Origin of the sequence: Streptomyces sp. NPDC050534 (genome assembly GCF_044457745.1) — a bacterium.
Taxonomy (GTDB): domain Bacteria; phylum Actinomycetota; class Actinomycetes; order Streptomycetales; family Streptomycetaceae; genus Streptomyces.
The window spans coordinates 197625-213230 of record NZ_JBITHF010000008.1 but is presented as its reverse complement, the minus strand read 5'-3'; the positions used below and the strand labels follow the sequence as shown (position 1 = coordinate 213230).

The window sequence follows — 15606 nt, the reverse complement described above, 5'->3', positions numbered from 1 at the left end:
GGCCGGGCCAGGTTCGGCCTTCAGGCTTTCGGTTCGCTCTCCTCAGAGGAGTCCTCGGGCGCCTCCGGCATCCCGATGACGTACGTGCCCTTGGCCGGCAGGGTGGCGACGAGTCCTCGCTTGCGGAGTTCTACGACGGCGCGACGCACGGTGCCGATGCTGACGCGGTACAGGTCGGTCATGGCGCGTTCGCCGGGCAGGGCGGCCCCCTGCGGCAACTTGCCGGACGCGATGTCCGCCTCGATGGTGTCGGCGAGTTTCACGTACTCGTAGCGCGGAAGCTCGGTCATGTCTTCACCGTGCCGCAGTCCCACGCACACGGCAGGGCTGGAACGCGTTCCGACGCGGTGAGACGCAGAAATACTCAGTGGGGTGCAGGGGGACGCAGTTAGCGGTATGGTCGAAATGACAGGACCCCGGCGAGGTGGCTAGACCTCCCGGGGCACGGCCAACGCTTACCAGGAGCGTCGACATGACCGACCTTATCCCGCGCGCCCTCCAGTGGCTGCGCCTCCTTCTCGCCCCCGGCACCGGGCAACGCCGTAAGCCGCGATCCCGCCGGAGCCCGTTCCCCCGGCTCCACCTCACCCCCATTCACCCCACCGTCTCCCTCCCGCGCCCCCGCTCCCCCTACGGCCTCCACGCCCCCCTCGACGGCACCGACTCCGTCCTCGTCCGCCCCTACGTCGCCGCCCACGAACGGGAGGCCGAGCAAGCCGCTCTCCAGCAGCGCCGTCGTCTCGCCCTCGTGCTCGCCGCCGACTTCGGGATCGACCTGGACCGGCACCTGGTCGGCACGCAGGAGGTGGCCGCCTGATGGAGCCCGTCAGCGGCACACCCGAGCCCGCCCTCTCCCCCCGGCTTCTGCCCTGGCCCTCCCCGGAGGGCAAGCCCTGCTACCTGGTCACCGACCAGGCCGGCCGCTACCTCTCTCGGCTCGCCGACGACCTGGAGGTCGCCCAACTCGCCACCGGCACCGACGTGCTCGGTCTCGCCGGCGCCGTGCTGGACGACCCGGTCTCCCCGTACACCGAGGTCCGCTACGCCGGTCTCCGCCTTGCCGAGTGCCTGGCCGACGCGCTGCGCGTCGCCGAGTCCCGGGGTCTGCGGCTGTCCGACTCGTAGAGGACTCGCAGAGGAACAGCCGGCGGCGTCCCGGTGGACACTGGAGGTATGAGTGTCCACCGGAACGCACGGTGCCGGGGGCCCTACGGCGGTGAAGGCGACCTGGCCGGCGAAACGGACTGTTCCGACCCCGCGGTTTTCGAGGTCGTCCGGCATCATCTGCCGCCGCTGCTGGTGTGCCCGGTGCACCTCGGACCTGCCCTGCTGATGGCGAACGGGGTGCTGTGGCCGCCCGAGATCAGGCTCATCGGCGTGGTCGGTTGACTCATCCTTGACCTGGACATGGTCATTCCCTGGTTCACCGGTGCTGTCAAGCGCGAGCACGATCTACGCGGGTAGCCGCCGCTCCCACGTCCGTCTTGCCGCCTCTCCAGCACCAGGAGATCCGTATGCCCGTCAGTCCCATGAACCGCCGGGAGTTCGTGAAGAAGTCGGCCGTCACCGGCGCGGCGGTCGCCGCGGCGGGAGCGGTCGGCGCCGGTACCGCCGAGGCCGCCGACCGCAAGCCCGGGAAGGCCCCCAAGACCTGGACGTTCTCCATCCTGGGCACCACCGACCTGCACAGCCACGTCTTCGACTGGGACTACTACAAGGACGCGGCCTACTCCGACAGCAAGGGCAACTCCGTCGGGGTCGCGCGCGTCGCCACCCTCGTCAAGCAGCAGCGCGAGGCGAAGGGCGAGGAGCACGTCCTGCTCGTCGACGCCGGCGACATCATCCAAGGGACCTCGCTGGCCTACTACTTCGCGCGCGTCGACCCGATCACCGGCAAGGACGGCAAGAAGGGGCCCAAGCACCCCATGGCCGTCGCCATGAACCACATGCGCTACGACGCCGCCGCGCTCGGCAACCACGAGTTCAACTACGGCATCGAGGTGCTCAGGAAGTTCGAGAGCCAGTGCCGCTTCCCGCTGCTCGGTGCCAACGCGCTGGACGCGAAGACGCTGCGGCCCGCATTCCACCCGTACACCGTGAAGCGGATCTGTGTGCCGGGCGCGCCCGACATCAAGGTCGGCATCCTCGGGCTCACCAACCCCGGTATCGCCCTGTGGGACAAGGACAACGTCAGCGGGAAGATGGTCTTCCCCGGGCTGGTCGAGCAGGCGAAGAAGTACGTGCCGCGGCTGCGCGCGCTCGGCTGTGACGTCGTCTTCCTGACCGACCACTCCGGCCTCGACGGCTCCTCCTCCTACGGCGACGCGCTGCCGTACGTGGAGAACGCCTCCAACCTCGTCGCCGAGCAGGTGCCCGGCATCGACGCGATCCTGGTCGGCCACACGCACGTCGAGGTGCCCTCGTACACCGTGAAGAACGCGGAGAGCGGCGAGGACGTCCTGCTCTCCGAGCCGTACTGCTGGGGCTACCGGCTCAGCGTCTTCGACTTCGAGCTCGAACTGCACCACGGGCGCTGGAAGGTGACCAAGAAGACGGCGCAGACCCTCAACCCGAACACCGTGGACGAGGACCCGGAGATCAAGAAGCTCCTGGAGGCCGACCACGAGCTGGTGGTGAAGTACGTCAACACGCCCGTGGGCACCTGCACCGAGGACCTCTCGGCGGCGGAGTCCTGCTGGAAGGACGTGCCGATCATGGACTTCATCCACCAGGTCCAGATGGACACGGTGAAGGCCGGGCTCTCGGCGTCCGACGCCGCGCTGCCGCTGATCTCGGTCGCCGCGCCCTTCAGCCGCACCGCCGACATCCCGGCCGGAAGCGTCACCATCAAGGACATCGCCGGTCTCTACATCTACGACAACACCCTGTACGGCAAGAAGCTGACGGGTGCCCAGCTCAAGGACTACCTGGAGTACGGGGCGAAGTACTACCACCAGGTCCCGGCGGGCACGAAGGTCGACACCGCGACGCTGACCAACGCCAACAACTTCTGGGACTACATGTACGACACCGCGGCCGGGGTCTCGTACGACATCGACATCGCGCAGGCCGAGGGGTCGCGGATCAAGAACCTCACCTACAACGGCGCGGCGGTGGCGGACGACCAGGTCTTCGTCGTGGCGGTCAACAACTACCGGGCGAACGGCGGTTCGGGCTACCCGCACATCGCCACCGCCGACAGCGCCTACAGCTCCACCAACGAGATCCGCCAGCTGATGATCGACTACGTGACGGCCAAGGGCGCCCTGAACCCGGCCGACTTCGCGGTCACCAACTGGAAGCTGACCCAGGCCGGGACGCCCGTGTTCTAGGACAGGCCCTACTCTGGCCCGGTGATGGGGGAGATCTTCGAGGAGCATCGTCCGCGGCTGCGGGCGGTGGCGTACCGCATGCTCGGTTCGCTCGCCGAGGCCGACGACGCGTTGCAGGAAGCCTGGTTGAGGGTCGACCGGGCCGACACGGCCGACGTCGGCAACCCGGCGGGCTGGCTGACGACGGTGGTCGCGCGCGTGTGCCTGAACATGCTGCGCTCGCGCGAGCACCGGCGCGAGGAGCCGCTGGAGGAGGGCGGGGCCGCGGAAGCGGTCCCCGCCGCCGCGGTCGACCCCGAGGAGGAGGCCCTCCTCGGGGACCAGGTCGGCCTCGCGCTGCTCGTCGTGCTCGACACGCTCTCGCCGGCCGAGAGGGTCGCGTTCGTGCTGCACGACAGTTTCGGCGTGCCCTTCGACGAGATCGCCCCGCTGCTGGACAAGAACCCGGCGGCGGTGCGGCAGCTGGCCAGCCGCGCCCGCCGCCGGGTGCGCGGCGCCCCGCTCCCGCAGGCCGATGCGGTACGCCAACGCCAGGTGGTGGGCGCCTACTTGGCCGCCACGCGCGGCGGCGACCTCGACGCCCTGGTCGCGCTCCTCCACCCCGACGTGGTCCTCCGCGCCGACCGCGCGGTCGTCCCCACCCCCGAACCGATCCTCGTCACCGGCTCCCGCCCGGTCGCCGAGGGCGCGATGGCCTCCATGGGCCGGGCGCGGTTCGCGGACGTCGTGCTGGTCGACGGGCAGGTGGGCATGGCGATGCTGGAGCGGGGCCGGGTGCGGGTGGTGCTCCGCTTCACCTTCGATGCCGGCCTCATCACCGGGATCGACGTGATCGCGGAACCGGAACGGCTGCGGGGGCTGGAGCTGGCGGCCTGGAGCTAGCCGGCGAACTCCGCCCGGTGCGCCCTCGCCCAGTCCTCGAAGGTCCGCGCCGGGTGGCCCAGCAGCTTCGGCAGGGTCGGCAGGACCTCGGCGCCGCGGTCGGATTCCAGGGTGCGCCGCATGATCGCGTCCACGACTTCCGGGGGGAAGCCGTACCGGGACATGCCCGCTCGGGCGGCTTCGGAGGGGACCGGGCGGAGGCGCAGGTCGCGGTCCAGGACCTCGCCGAGGATCGCGAGTTCCCCGGCCGGGGTCAGTGACTGCGGGCCGCTCAGCTCATACGTCGCGCCCGCGTGTTCGTCCGTCGTCAGGGCCCGGGCCGCGAGTTCGGCCAGGTCCGCCGGGTCGACGCTTGCCGCCGGGCGGTCCGCGAAGGGGACGGCGACCTCGTCGCCCGCACGGAGCTGCCCCGCCCACTGCAGGGCGTTCGACATGAAGCGGCCGGGGCGGAGCAGGGTCCACGCCCAGTCCCGTGACGGGTCCGTCACCGCCGACTCCGCCTCGGCGTGCCAGCGGGCGATCACGTCGGTGCCCGCCCCCGCGTCCAGCACCGACAGCTTCACCAGCCGCCGTACCCCCGCCTCCGCCGCCGCCCGCGCGAGCGCGATGTCGTGGGTGGGGCCGGGCGCCGTGCCGACCCCCTGCGCCGACATCAGGAACGCCCCGGCCGCCCCCGCGAACGCCGCCGTCAGGCTCGCCGGGTCGTCCGCGTCCCCGTACACCGCCTCCGCCCCCTCGGGCAGCCGCGCCTCGGCCGGGCGGCGGGTCATCGCCCGCACCGGCGCACCCGCGGCCGTCAGCCGTCGCACCAGCTCGCCGCCCACGTGCCCCGTGGCCCCGGTCACCAGGATCATCGCCCTCTCCTCACCTCGGTGCTCCCAGCCTGCGCGCGCCGGTCGTACGGCGCGTCGCACCGGTGGAGGCACCCCGTCTCCTCCCCGGGGAGTAGCTGCGTCTCACAACAGGGCAATGCGTGCATGGCGGGCATACCGTGAACTTGTACTCGTATGTGCAGCGACCAGGAGAAGGTGAGTGCGATGCGCGTACTGCTCAAGGTGTCCATGGACACGAGGAAGGCGAACGAGGCCATCCACAACGGCACGCTGACGAAACTGATCGAGGAGTCGATGGAGCAGATCAAGCCCGAGGCGGCCTACTTCACCGCCGAGCACGGTCGGCGCACCGCCTTCATCTTCTTCGACATGCAGGACAGCTCCCAGATGCCCGTCCTCAGCGAGCCGTTCTTCCAGAACCTGGACGCCGAGATCACGTACACCCCGGTGATGAACATGGAGGACGTGCAGAAGGGCCTGTCGCAGCTGGGCCGCTGACCCTCAGCTGAAGACGATCATCGACCCCTGTGCCAGGCTCCGCGTCGCCGCCGCGTGCAGCCCGAGCCACACGTGACGCTCGCGGGCGAAGGGGCTGGGATCGTACGGGGCGGGCACCGCCGGCTCCTCCAACTCCGTCGGGGCGCGCGGAGGTTCGGGCGCCGCCGGGGGGTTTGCGGGGTCGATGCCGATCGACGGGGCCATGTACTCCAGCTCGCGCAGCAGTGCCTGCGCGGAGCCCAGCGGACCGCCGCCGGCCAGGAGCTCGTCGTTCGCCAGCGGCTGCGGGAAGTCGACCGGGACGTAGGCACCCGCGTGGTCGTAGTGCCAGACGAGGTGCGACTGCTGCGCCGTCGACTCGAACATCTCCAGCAACTGCTCGTAGTCGCCGCCCAGTTCGTCGACCGGCGTCACCGGCAGCCCGCACATCTGGAGCAGATAGACGCGGCGCAGGAAGTGGAGCGCGTCGTAGTCGAAGCCGGCCACCGGCGCGACCTCGCCGGACAGGCCCGGCATGTACTGGTACACCGGCACCGGCGGCAGCCCGGCGGCGGCGAGCACGCTGTTGTACTGCGCGAGTTCCTCGGCGAACGGATTGTCGGGGGTGTGGCACAACACGTCGACGAGTGGGACCAGCCACAGGTCACAGGCCAAAGAGGGCTCCTCACACAGCGGAATACGGCGCCAGGGGCGTCAGGGCAGAGTAGTCGGTACGGCGTCGGACGGCCCCCCTCCGAACAGGTCAGGAGCCCTGGTGCAGGTCCCATACCCACACGCCGTGCACCCACTTCCCGTCACGGCCGACAAGTTCGGTGACGGCCTTGCGCAGGGCGTCGTCGTGCGGCTGCGGCGTCACCACCAGCGCTCCTGCCCGCCAGTAGGCGAAGTCCCGCTTCGCCTGCGCCCGCCAGTTCGCGCCGATCGTGGGGATCACGCCGGTGTAGCGGACATCACGCAGCAGCTGCGAGGTGTAGCGGGGTGAGGCGCCGTAGATGCCGATGCGCTTCTTGCCCCAGGGGCCGTTGAAGTAGCCGCCGGGGAGCTTGAAGCCGAGCCCGGCCTCCTGCTGCCAGTGCAGGGCCTCCGCGCTGCCGGGGTCGGGCAGCGGCACCGGTACCAGGGACTCGCCGTCGCGGACGTACGGCTTCCAGGCCCCGTCGGTGAAGAAGGCCGGAGTCGCGGGGCGTTCGACCGCCTTCAGCGGGGCCGGGATCAGCGGGAGCAGGGCGAGGCAGACACCGAGCAGGCCCAGGTACTGGGCGCCCAGGCTGCTGGTGGCCGTCAGCCGCTCCATGGCCACGGCGAGCAGCATGCCGAGCGCGGGGGCGCAGATCATCGCCACCCGGCCCTCGATGACCGACTCGAACAGCGGCAGCTTGGCGAGCGGGGCCCAGGGGCCCGGGTAGACCTGGTCCGTCATCGGGATGCGGAACCTCGGGCCCAGGGAGAGCAGCGCCGCTCCGGCCGCGGTGACCGCCAGCGCCTTCACCAGGGCCTGTTCCCACAACCGTACGGCGATGCCGAAGGCGAGCAGGACCAGCGGCCAGCCGTAGAACGCGTTCTGCTCGGTGGGGTTGAGGGAGAGGGAGTTCGCCCGGTGCGCGTCGCCCGCGATCAGGGAGCGCTCCGCGAAGGAGAGCAGGGCGAGCGGGCTGTTGCCCGCGTCGTCGCCGTGCAGCACGCTCCCGTAGCTCCGGGGGCCGGCGAACTGCCAGGCCAGCGCCCCCACCACGAGCGGGAGGCAGACGGCCGCAGCGATCGCCAGGCCGTTCAGCAGCGGCCGCCAGGACTGCCGGGCCACATCCCTGCGCACGGCGCCGTAGGCGGCCGCGAACAGCACCATGCCGATCATCGCGAGCAGCAGCGGCTCCTCGCCGAGGAAGACCTGGTACGCCGCCATGAGGCCGAGCACGATCCCGTCGCGCACGACGCGGGCACCCGTGCACAGGCGCAGGGCGCGGTCGACGATCAGCGGGATCATGAACAGGATCACGAAGTTGGGGTGCGCGTTGGCATGGCTGACCATGGGCGGCGCGAACGCGGCCAGCGAGGCGCCGGCGAAGGCCGGTCCCCGCCTGGACACGACCCGCTTCACGATCAGCCAGTACCAGGCGGCCGCGGTGGCGGCGAGGCCCAGCGTCATCACGACGGCGAGGGAGACGGCCGGGCCGGCGAGCAGGGTGAGCGGGGCGAAGGGGACGGACAGGCCGAGCATGACCGTGTTGGCCATGAGGTTCACGCCGTCGGGGAAGCCCTGCAGGTCGGAGAAGAGCGGGTTGCGCAGGTGCGCGACGTTGTCGGCGGTGACCGCGAAGAACCACTCCCACTGGTTCTGGTCCTGGAGGGAGTCGGCGAGGTAGCGGTGGTCCGGGTCGAACAGCCGGCCCGAGTAGAGAGCCGCCGCCATCAGCAGGAACATGACGACGGCGACGAGGTCGGCGGGGCGCGCCGCGCGGACGCGCAGCCAGGTGAGGTCCGCGAGGACGCGGACGTAGTCGAGCGACCGTATCTTCGAGCCCGGCCGGTGGGACCAGCGGACCGGGACCTCGGCGACCTGCCACTCGGCGCGGTGGAAGTGGCGCAGCACCTCGACGTCTATGCCGTAGCCGTCGATCCTCGAGGCGGCGAACGCCTCGCGGGCGCGGTCGCCCTCGAAGAGCTTGAAGCCGCACTGGGTGTCGCGTATCCCCGGCACGGCGATCCGGCGTATGAGCAGGTTCCCGGCGCGGCCCAGCAGTTCGCGCAGCGGGTGCTGGCGGTCCCCGATGGTCGCGCCGGGCAGGGCGCGTGAGCCGACGGCCGCCGCGTTCCCCTCGCTGAGCGCCTTGTCGAGCCGCTCCAGCTCCTCGATCGGGGAGGCGAGGTCGGCGTCCGTGACCAGCACGCGCCGGCCGCGGGAGGCGGCGACGCCGAGGCGCAGGGCGCTGCCCTTGCCGCGGTTGCGGGGGCTGGTGACGAGCCGGAGCCGGGGGTCCCGGCGGTCCGTGACCAGTGCGCGGGTGCCGTCCGTCGAACCGTCGTCGGCGACGACGATCTCCCACTCGCCCCAGCGGCCCTCGCTCTCGCCCAGATAGCCGGTGACGGCGTCGAGGGTGGGTCCGAGCCGCTGCTCCTCGTCGAAGGCGGGGATGACGACGGACAGGTCCACGGCCGGGGCCGGGGCGGTCATCCCTCCGCCAGCCGTTCGACGAGGTCCAGCGAGTGGGCGTTGTACTGGGCGACGATCGACCGCGCCGTCTTCGTGTCCCGCTCGGCCAGGGCGTCGACCAGATCGGTGTGGCCGGACCACAGGGCGCCGCGCAGGTCGGTCAGCCGGCGCAGATGCTGCACCGCGCACACCCAGGACTGCACGCGCAGCCGGTGCAGGAAGTCGGCGAGGTAGGGGTTGCCGAACAGGTTGCCGAGCTCGTGCCAGTAGCGCAGGTCGTAGCCGATCAGCACGGTGAGGTCGCCGGCGAGCGAGGCCCGCTGCGCCTCCTCGCCGCGGCGGCGCACCCCGGCGAGCGCGGCGACGGTCCGCGCGTCGTCGACCCGCCGGAAGCGCTGCTGGCCGTCCTCGAGCGCGTGGAACATGCCGTCGGTGACCAGGCTGCGGGCCTCGATGATGCCCCGGTAGTCGGCGACCGAGTACTCGTGGACGTGGAAGCCGCGGTGCTGGTCCGCGTCGAGCAGGCCCTGCGCCGAGAGGTCGACGAGCGCCTCGCGCACGGGGGTCGCGGAGACGCCGTACTGCTCGGCGATCTCCTTGACCGTGAACTCCTGCCCTGGTTGCAGCCGTCCCGCCAGCACCTCGTCACGGAGGGCGTCGGCGATCTGCTGCCGCAGGGTGCTGCGGGTGACGGCGCCGTTTCCGCTGCTGCCGGGCATGGGTCGGGCGTCTCCTCGTCGCGTTCGGTTGGCGTGCACGTCCTTATCTACGAGCACGCCACCTTACGCGTTCGGGTTCCGCCTGTTGACCCGCGTAGCTGTGCGCGGTCCCGGCGGCACCTGAGCGGCCGCAAGCGGCTACCGGGTGTACTCGTCCGCGACGCCCAGCGCCGCGTCGAGCGCCGCCAGTCCCTCCTTCAACTCCGCCTCGCTCACGTTGCACGGGGGCACGACGTGGGTGCGGTTCATGTTGATGAAGGGCCACAGGCCGTGCCGCTTGGCGGCGGCGCCGAAGGCGGCCATCGGGGCGTTCGCCTCGCCGCTCGCGTTGTACGGCACCAGCGGCTCGCGGGTCTCCCTGTTCCGCACCAGCTCCAGCGCCCAGAACATGCCGACGCCGCGCACCTCGCCGATGCTCGGGTGCCGCTCGGCGAGCTCGCGCAGCGCGGGTCCGACCACGCTCTCGCCGAGCCGCCTCGCCTGGCCGACGACGTCCTCCTCCGCCATGACCTGGATCGTCGCGACGGCGGCGGCGCAGGCGAGCGGGTGCCCGGAGTAGGTGAGCCCGCCCGGGTAGGGCCGCCGGGCGAAGGTCTCGGCGATCTCGCCGCTGATGGCGACACCGCCCAGCGGCACGTATCCGCTGTTGACGCCCTTGGCGAAGGTCATCAGGTCCGGTACGACGCCGGACAGGCCGGCCGCGAACCACTCACCGGTCCGCCCGAACCCGGCCATGACCTCGTCCAGCACGAAGACGATCCCGTACTTGTCGCAGATCTCCCGGACCCCGGCGAGATAGCCCGGCGGCGGGACCATGATCCCGGCGGTCCCCGGGATCGTCTCCAGGACGATCGCGGCGACGGTGCCGGGACCCTCGAAGGCGATCGTCGTCTCCAGGTGCTCCAGCGCCCGCGCGCACTCCTGCTCCTCGGTCTCGGCGTAGAACCGGGAGCGGTACAGGAACGGCGCCCAGAAGTGCACGACACCGGCCGCGGCGGAGTCGGAGGCCCAGCGCCGGGGATCGCCGGTGAGGTTGATCGCCTGCTGGGTGCCGCCGTGGTACGAGCGGTAGGCCGACAGCACCTTGGGCCGCCCGGTGTGCAGCCGCGCCATCCGCACCGCGTGCTCGACGGCGTCCGCGCCGCCGTTGGTGAAGAAGATCTTGTCCAGGTCGCCGGGCGTGCGCTCGGCGATCAGCCGGGCCGCCTCCGAGCGCGCCTCGATCGCGAAGGCGGGCGCGAACGTCGTCAGGTGTGCGGCCTGCTCCTGTATCGCGGCGACGACCTTCGGGTGCTGGTAGCCGATGTTGGTGTAGACGAGCCCGCTGGTGAAGTCCAGGTACCGCTTGCCGTCGTAGTCCCAGAAGTACGACCCCTCCGCGCCGGCGACGGCGAGCGGGTCGATGAGCTCCTGCGCGGACCAGGAGTGGAACACATGAGCACGGTCCGCGGCCTTCACGGCGGCGCCGACCTCGGGATTCGGATGAGGGGTCATGGTCGCGAGCCTAGGAGCGGGCGGTGCGGCGGGGATATCGGCTTCCTGTCTGCGGTGCGGGGGTTTCCGCGACAGGTTGTCTACAGCGGGGCCGGCCGGCGCATCTCATCACATTGACAGCATTCTGTCGAAGTGACAACATGCTGTCATGAACGCCAAACCTGTTCATCTCGCTGTGTACGACACCCTCGCCGACTGGGAGACGGGCCACGCGACGGCGTATCTCGCCCGGGGCGGGTACGCGATCCGGACGGTCGGTGCGGGCCGGGAGCCCGTCCGCTCCATCGGCGGCCTGAGCGTGCGGCCCGATCTCGCGCTCGACGAGCTGCGCCCCGAGGACAGCTCCCTGCTGATCCTCCCGGGCGCCGACCTGTGGGACGCGGGCGACGATCTCGCGCCGTTCGCCCGCACGGCGCGGGAGTTCCTCGACGCCGGGGTGCCCGTCGCCGCGATCTGCGGCGCCACCGCCGGGCTCGCCCGCGAGGGGCTGCTCGACGACCGCAGGCACACCAGCGCCGTCTCCTTCTACCTGGCGGCGACCGGGTACAAGGGCGGTGAGCTGTACGTCGACGCGGACGCCGTGACCGACGGGACGCTGGTGACCGCCGGGCCCACCGAGCCCGTCGCCTTCGCCCGGGAGGTGCTGGGGCTCCTCGGGGTGTACGAGGGGGAGGTGCTGGACGCCTGGTACCGGCTGTACCACGACTCCGACCCGGCGGCCTACGCCGTGCTCCAGCAGTCCGGCGCCCGGTGAGCCGTCAGCGCCAGGACCTGCTCAGCCGCAGCGCCCTCGGGGTCTTCCGGCTCAACGGCCAATTCCTGGCGGTCGCGGAGGAGTTGGCCAAGCCGGCCGGGCTCACCGCCGCCTGGTGGCAGGTGCTCGGCGCGGTGCTCGCCGAGCCGCTGTCCGTCGCCGGGATCGCCCGTGCCATGGGGATCACCCGGCAGAGCGTGCAGCGCATCGCCGACCTGCTGGTGGAGCGCGGGCTCGCCGAGTACCGGCCCAACCCCGCCCACCGCCGCGCCAAGCTCCTCGCGCCGACCGAGGAGGGGCGCGCGGCGAACCACCGCATCAATCCCGGTCACGCGGCCTTCGCCGACCGGCTCGCGGAGGCGTTCGGCGAGGCCGAACTCAGCGAGGCGGTACAGGCGCTGGAACGGCTGTCGAAGGTGCTGGACGAGCTGGGTCCCCCTGTTACGGAACCGTAGACACCGCTCCGTCCACCTCGCCCCGGCCCCCGCACTATCGTTGGCATGTTGCACAGGGCGTATCGGGGGATTTCGGGGGGCCTGCGATGGAGAAGCTCGGGGCGGGGGATCCGCAGCGGATCGGCGCGTACCGGCTGCTGGCGCGGCTCGGTGCGGGCGGGATGGGCAACGTCTATCTCGCCCGGTCGGAGCGCGGCCGCACGGTCGCGGTCAAGCTGGTGCGCGAGGAACTGGCGGCGCAGGAGGAGTTCCGCGCCCGGTTCCGGCAGGAGGTGCAGGCCGCGCGGCAGGTCGGCGGGCACTGGACGGCGCCCGTCCTCGACGCCGACACCGAGGCCGCCGTGCCCTGGGTCGCCACCGGGTACGTCGCCGGGCCGAGCCTGCAGCAGGTGGTCGGGCACGACCACGGGGCGCTGCCCGAGCGGTCGGTGCGCATCCTCGCGGCCGGGCTCTCGCACGCGCTGAAGGACATCCATGCCGCCGGGATCATCCACCGCGACCTCAAGCCGTCCAACGTGCTCGTCACCATCGACGGGCCGCGGGTCATCGACTTCGGCATCGCGCGCGCCCTGGAGACCGTGACGGACGGCGGGCTGACGCGGACGGGCGCGCTCGTCGGCTCGCCCGGGTTCATGGCGCCCGAGCAGGTGCGGGGCGACCGGATCACGCCCGCGTGCGACATCTTCTGCCTGGGCTCGGTGCTGGCCTACGCGGCGACCGGCGCCCTCCCCTTCGGCACCGCCAACAGCGGTGTGCACGCGCTGATGTTCCGCATCGCCCAGGAGGACCCCGATCTGGAGGGGGTGCCCGAGGGCATCGCCGACCTCGTACGGGACTGCCTGAAGAAGGACCCGGCGGCCCGCCCGACGCTGAACCAGGTGCTGGAGCGCACGGGCGCCGAGGACACCGTGCTGGGCGGGCGGTCGAAGGACCCGTGGCTGCCCAGCGCGCTGGTCGCCCAACTCGGGCGGCACGCCGTGCAGTTGCTGGACACGGAGAACCCCGAGCAGTCGGGCGAGATCTCCCTGCAGAAGCCGGCGCCCGCGGCCACCCCGGAGCACGCCCCCGCCGCCGACGCCTCGCCGCAGCCGGGCCTGGACACGCCCGCCACGCCGCCGCCACCGGGACAGCCCACGGGCGGGGCGCCGCTGAACCACCTGCCGACGATGGTCCCGGGCACCCAGCCGCCCGCCCCCGCCCAGACGCCCCCGGCCGGCCACCCGGTCTACGGATATCCGCAGCACCATCCCCCGCAGCAGCCCGGCTACGGCTACCCCCAGCAGCCCGGCGCCTACGGGTATCCCCAGCAGGCGGGCCAGTACGGCGCTCTCGGTTCCACCCCGCCCTACGGCCCGCCGTACTCCGGCCCGACGGCGCCCGCCCCTCCGGAGCCGCCGCGCAGGAGCACCCGCTCCACCGCGCTGCTGGTCGGCGTCGCCCTGATCGTCGCCCTCGGTGCCGGCGGCTCGGTCTACGCCCTCATGAGCGGCGGTGGCGACAAGGCCGACAACAAGCCGAGCCCGGGTCCGTCCACCAGCGCGCCCCGGACGTCCGGGCCGACGACTTCCGGGCCGGACCCGACGAGCGCGCAGCCCACCACCGCCGCGCCCTCGGGCGGCGTGATACCGGCCGGCTACCTCGGCACCTGGAGCACCACCATCACCAACGCCGACGGTGACAACACCCGCCAACTCACCATCCAGCAGGGCGGGGTGGGTGACACCGTCATGTCCCTCGTCGCCGACGGGCCCACCAGCAGCGGCAGTTACCACTGCGTCTTCCAGGCCCAGCTGACCGGCGCGCCGGGCAGCGGCGGCGCCCTGGAGGTCGGCCCGTCCACCGTGATGAGCGGCGACCCGGGCTACTGCAAGCCGGGCGGTGCCACCGAGATCACCCTGCAGCCGGACGGCAGCCTCCAGCGCGAGACCGTCAGCAACGGCGAGAAGCTGACGTACACCAGGCAGTGACCTCGGCGGCCGGTTCCGTCCACCGCGCTCACCACGGCCGGCGGTCGCCTCCCTTGTGCCTCAGTGGCGTGTCCATGACCATGGGGAAGCGTCGGTATCGGCAGCCAGGGGAGGGCACATGCGTCCCACCAGGAGAACGGTCCTGACCGCGACGGCGGCGGCGAGCGCGGCGGCACTGGGGCCGGCGGGCCCCGCCGAAGCGGCCGCGCAGGGCGGCAGGCCACCGGCCACGGCGCAGCATCCTTCGCGCGAACTCCGTGCGCTGCTCAAGGAGTTGGACCCCGCCCGGATCGAGGCGACCGTCCGCAGACTCGTCTCCTTCGGCACCCGTCACACCCTCTCCGTCCAGGACGATCCCGAGCGCGGGATCGGTGCGGCCCGCGACTGGCTCCTCGCCGAGCTGCGTTCCTGCGCCGCCGTCTCGGGCGGCCGGATGACGGCCGAACTCCAGTCGTACGTCCAGGAACCGGCCTCCCGCATCCCGGTCGCCACGAAGATCACCAACGTGGTCGCGACCCTCCGCGGCTCGGTGACGCCGGAGCGGGTGTACGTCGTCTCCGGGCACTACGACTCCCGGGTCACCGACGTCATGAACGCCACCTCCGACGCACCGGGCGCGGACGACGACGCCTCCGGGGTGGCCGTCGTACTGGAGCTGGCGCGGGTGATGGCGCGACGCCGCCCGGCCTCCACGATCGTGTTCGCGGCGGTGGCGGGCGAGGAGCAGGGACTGTACGGATCGACCTACCTGGCCCAGCAGTTGAAGGCCGCGGGGACGGACGTCCAGGGCATGTTCACCAACGACATCGTCGGCAGCTCCACCGCCGACGACGGCACGAAGGACCGGTACACGATCCGTCTGTTCGCGGAGGGCGTGCCCACCTCGGAGACCCCCGAACAGGCCGCGATCCGCAGGTCTGTGGGCGGCGAGAACGACTCCGTGACCCGCCAACTGGCCCGTTTCGTCAGGGACGTGGCCGACAACGACGCCACCGGCATGCACGTCCGCGTGATCTACCGCCGCGACCGCTACCTCCGCGGCGGCGACCACATCCCCTTCCTGGAACGCGCCTACCCGGCCGCCCGCTTCACCGAGCCGGCCGAGGACTTCGCCCACCAGCACCAGGACGTCCGCGTCGAGGACGGCAAGCAGTACGGCGACCTGCCGCAGTTCTGCGACTTCGGCTTCGTCGCCCGGGTGGCGAGGGTGAACGCCGCCGCCCTGTGGACCCTGGCGCAGGCGCCGGGCACGCCGAAGGGCGTGAAGATCGTGACCTCCGCCCTGACCAACTCCACGCAGCTGGTGTGGCCCCGGGGCACGGAGCCGGACCTCGCGGGCTACGAGGTCGTGTGGCGCGAGACGACCGCGCCGGAGTGGACCCATGTGATCCCGGCGGGCGACGTCACCACCTTCGAGGCGGACCTGTCGAAGGACAACGTGTTCTTCGGCGTGCGGGCGGTGAACGCCCAGGGCCTGCGCAGCCCGGTCGCCTTCCCGGCCCCGCAGTCGTAGCCGCCGGCCGA

The 15606-nt window shown here is 71.9% G+C and carries 16 protein-coding genes; 10 read left to right on the top strand and 6 right to left on the bottom strand.

Annotation, left to right across the window (positions count from 1 at the left end; genetic code table 11):
- Positions 1–20 precede the first annotated feature (20 nt).
- Positions 21–290, bottom strand: a complete 270-nt coding sequence (locus ACIBN2_RS26335) for a winged helix-turn-helix domain-containing protein (protein ID WP_399137759.1) — start codon at positions 288–290, stop codon at positions 21–23.
- A 182-nt stretch (positions 291–472) separates the two neighbouring features.
- Between ACIBN2_RS26335 and ACIBN2_RS26330 the strand changes: the two genes are divergently transcribed.
- The 5 genes from ACIBN2_RS26330 (at position 473) to ACIBN2_RS26310 (ending at position 4214) form a co-directional block, all read left to right on the top strand.
- Positions 473–817, top strand: coding sequence for a hypothetical protein (locus tag ACIBN2_RS26330; RefSeq protein WP_399137757.1), 345 nt, complete (start codon positions 473–475; stop codon positions 815–817).
- Positions 817–1125 carry a hypothetical protein gene (locus ACIBN2_RS26325; RefSeq protein WP_399137756.1) on the top strand — a complete coding sequence of 103 codons (309 nt, stop codon included), beginning with the start codon at positions 817–819 and terminating at the stop codon, positions 1123–1125. Before ACIBN2_RS26330 ends, ACIBN2_RS26325 begins: the two co-directional genes overlap by 1 nt.
- Before the next feature lie 48 nt (positions 1126–1173).
- A complete protein-coding gene (locus tag ACIBN2_RS26320; protein ID WP_399137755.1) occupies positions 1174–1389 on the top strand; it encodes a hypothetical protein in 216 nt (71 codons plus the stop codon).
- Positions 1390–1514: 125 nt separating this feature from the next.
- Positions 1515–3332, top strand: a complete 1818-nt coding sequence (locus ACIBN2_RS26315; RefSeq protein ID WP_399137754.1) for a bifunctional metallophosphatase/5'-nucleotidase — start codon at positions 1515–1517, stop codon at positions 3330–3332.
- Between the two features lie 24 nt (positions 3333–3356).
- A complete protein-coding gene (locus tag ACIBN2_RS26310) occupies positions 3357–4214 on the top strand; it encodes a sigma-70 family RNA polymerase sigma factor (RefSeq protein WP_399138230.1) in 858 nt (285 codons plus the stop codon).
- On the opposite strand, the gene ACIBN2_RS26305 is transcribed toward ACIBN2_RS26310, so the two are convergent.
- Positions 4211–5068, bottom strand: coding sequence for an NAD(P)H-binding protein (locus ACIBN2_RS26305; protein WP_399137752.1), 858 nt, complete (start codon positions 5066–5068; stop codon positions 4211–4213). The two genes, ACIBN2_RS26310 and ACIBN2_RS26305, sit on opposite strands and share 4 nt — an antisense overlap.
- 183 nt (positions 5069–5251) lie before the next feature.
- On the opposite strand from ACIBN2_RS26305, the gene ACIBN2_RS26300 reads away from it, so the two are divergent.
- Complete coding sequence (locus tag ACIBN2_RS26300) at positions 5252–5545, top strand: hypothetical protein (RefSeq protein WP_393867347.1); 294 nt, start codon at positions 5252–5254, stop codon at positions 5543–5545.
- 3 nt (positions 5546–5548) lie between these two features.
- Here ACIBN2_RS26300 and ACIBN2_RS26295 read toward each other — a convergent pair whose 3' ends face one another.
- From ACIBN2_RS26295 to ACIBN2_RS26280, 4 genes are all read right to left on the bottom strand, one after another.
- Positions 5549–6199 (bottom strand): hypothetical protein, encoded by a 651-nt coding sequence (locus ACIBN2_RS26295; protein ID WP_399137750.1) that lies wholly within the window; start codon positions 6197–6199, stop codon positions 5549–5551.
- 88 nt (positions 6200–6287) lie between these two features.
- A complete protein-coding gene (locus ACIBN2_RS26290; protein WP_399137748.1) occupies positions 6288–8714 on the bottom strand; it encodes a dolichyl-phosphate beta-glucosyltransferase in 2427 nt (808 codons plus the stop codon).
- Positions 8711–9412 (bottom strand): GntR family transcriptional regulator, encoded by a 702-nt coding sequence (locus ACIBN2_RS26285; RefSeq protein WP_399137746.1) that lies wholly within the window; start codon positions 9410–9412, stop codon positions 8711–8713. The genes ACIBN2_RS26290 and ACIBN2_RS26285 overlap by 4 nt, the downstream gene beginning before the upstream one ends.
- A 138-nt stretch (positions 9413–9550) precedes the next feature.
- The gene (locus ACIBN2_RS26280; RefSeq protein ID WP_399137745.1) at positions 9551–10906 is read right to left on the bottom strand and encodes an aspartate aminotransferase family protein; all 1356 of its coding nucleotides are present in this window, start codon (positions 10904–10906) and stop codon (positions 9551–9553) included.
- Between the two features lie 148 nt (positions 10907–11054).
- Here ACIBN2_RS26280 and ACIBN2_RS26275 point away from each other — a divergent pair, with 148 nt between their 5' ends.
- The 4 genes from ACIBN2_RS26275 (at position 11055) to ACIBN2_RS26260 (ending at position 15595) form a co-directional block, all read left to right on the top strand.
- Positions 11055–11660, top strand: coding sequence for a type 1 glutamine amidotransferase family protein (locus ACIBN2_RS26275; protein WP_399137744.1), 606 nt, complete (start codon positions 11055–11057; stop codon positions 11658–11660).
- The gene (locus ACIBN2_RS26270) at positions 11657–12115 is read left to right on the top strand and encodes a MarR family winged helix-turn-helix transcriptional regulator (RefSeq protein ID WP_399137742.1); all 459 of its coding nucleotides are present in this window, start codon (positions 11657–11659) and stop codon (positions 12113–12115) included. The genes ACIBN2_RS26275 and ACIBN2_RS26270 overlap by 4 nt, the downstream gene beginning before the upstream one ends.
- An 86-nt stretch (positions 12116–12201) precedes the next feature.
- Positions 12202–14082, top strand: a complete 1881-nt coding sequence (locus ACIBN2_RS26265) for a protein kinase (protein ID WP_399137741.1) — start codon at positions 12202–12204, stop codon at positions 14080–14082.
- A gap of 118 nt (positions 14083–14200) precedes the next feature.
- Positions 14201–15595 carry a M20/M25/M40 family metallo-hydrolase gene (locus tag ACIBN2_RS26260; protein ID WP_399137739.1) on the top strand — a complete coding sequence of 465 codons (1395 nt, stop codon included), beginning with the start codon at positions 14201–14203 and terminating at the stop codon, positions 15593–15595.
- Positions 15596–15606: the final 11 nt, after the last annotated feature.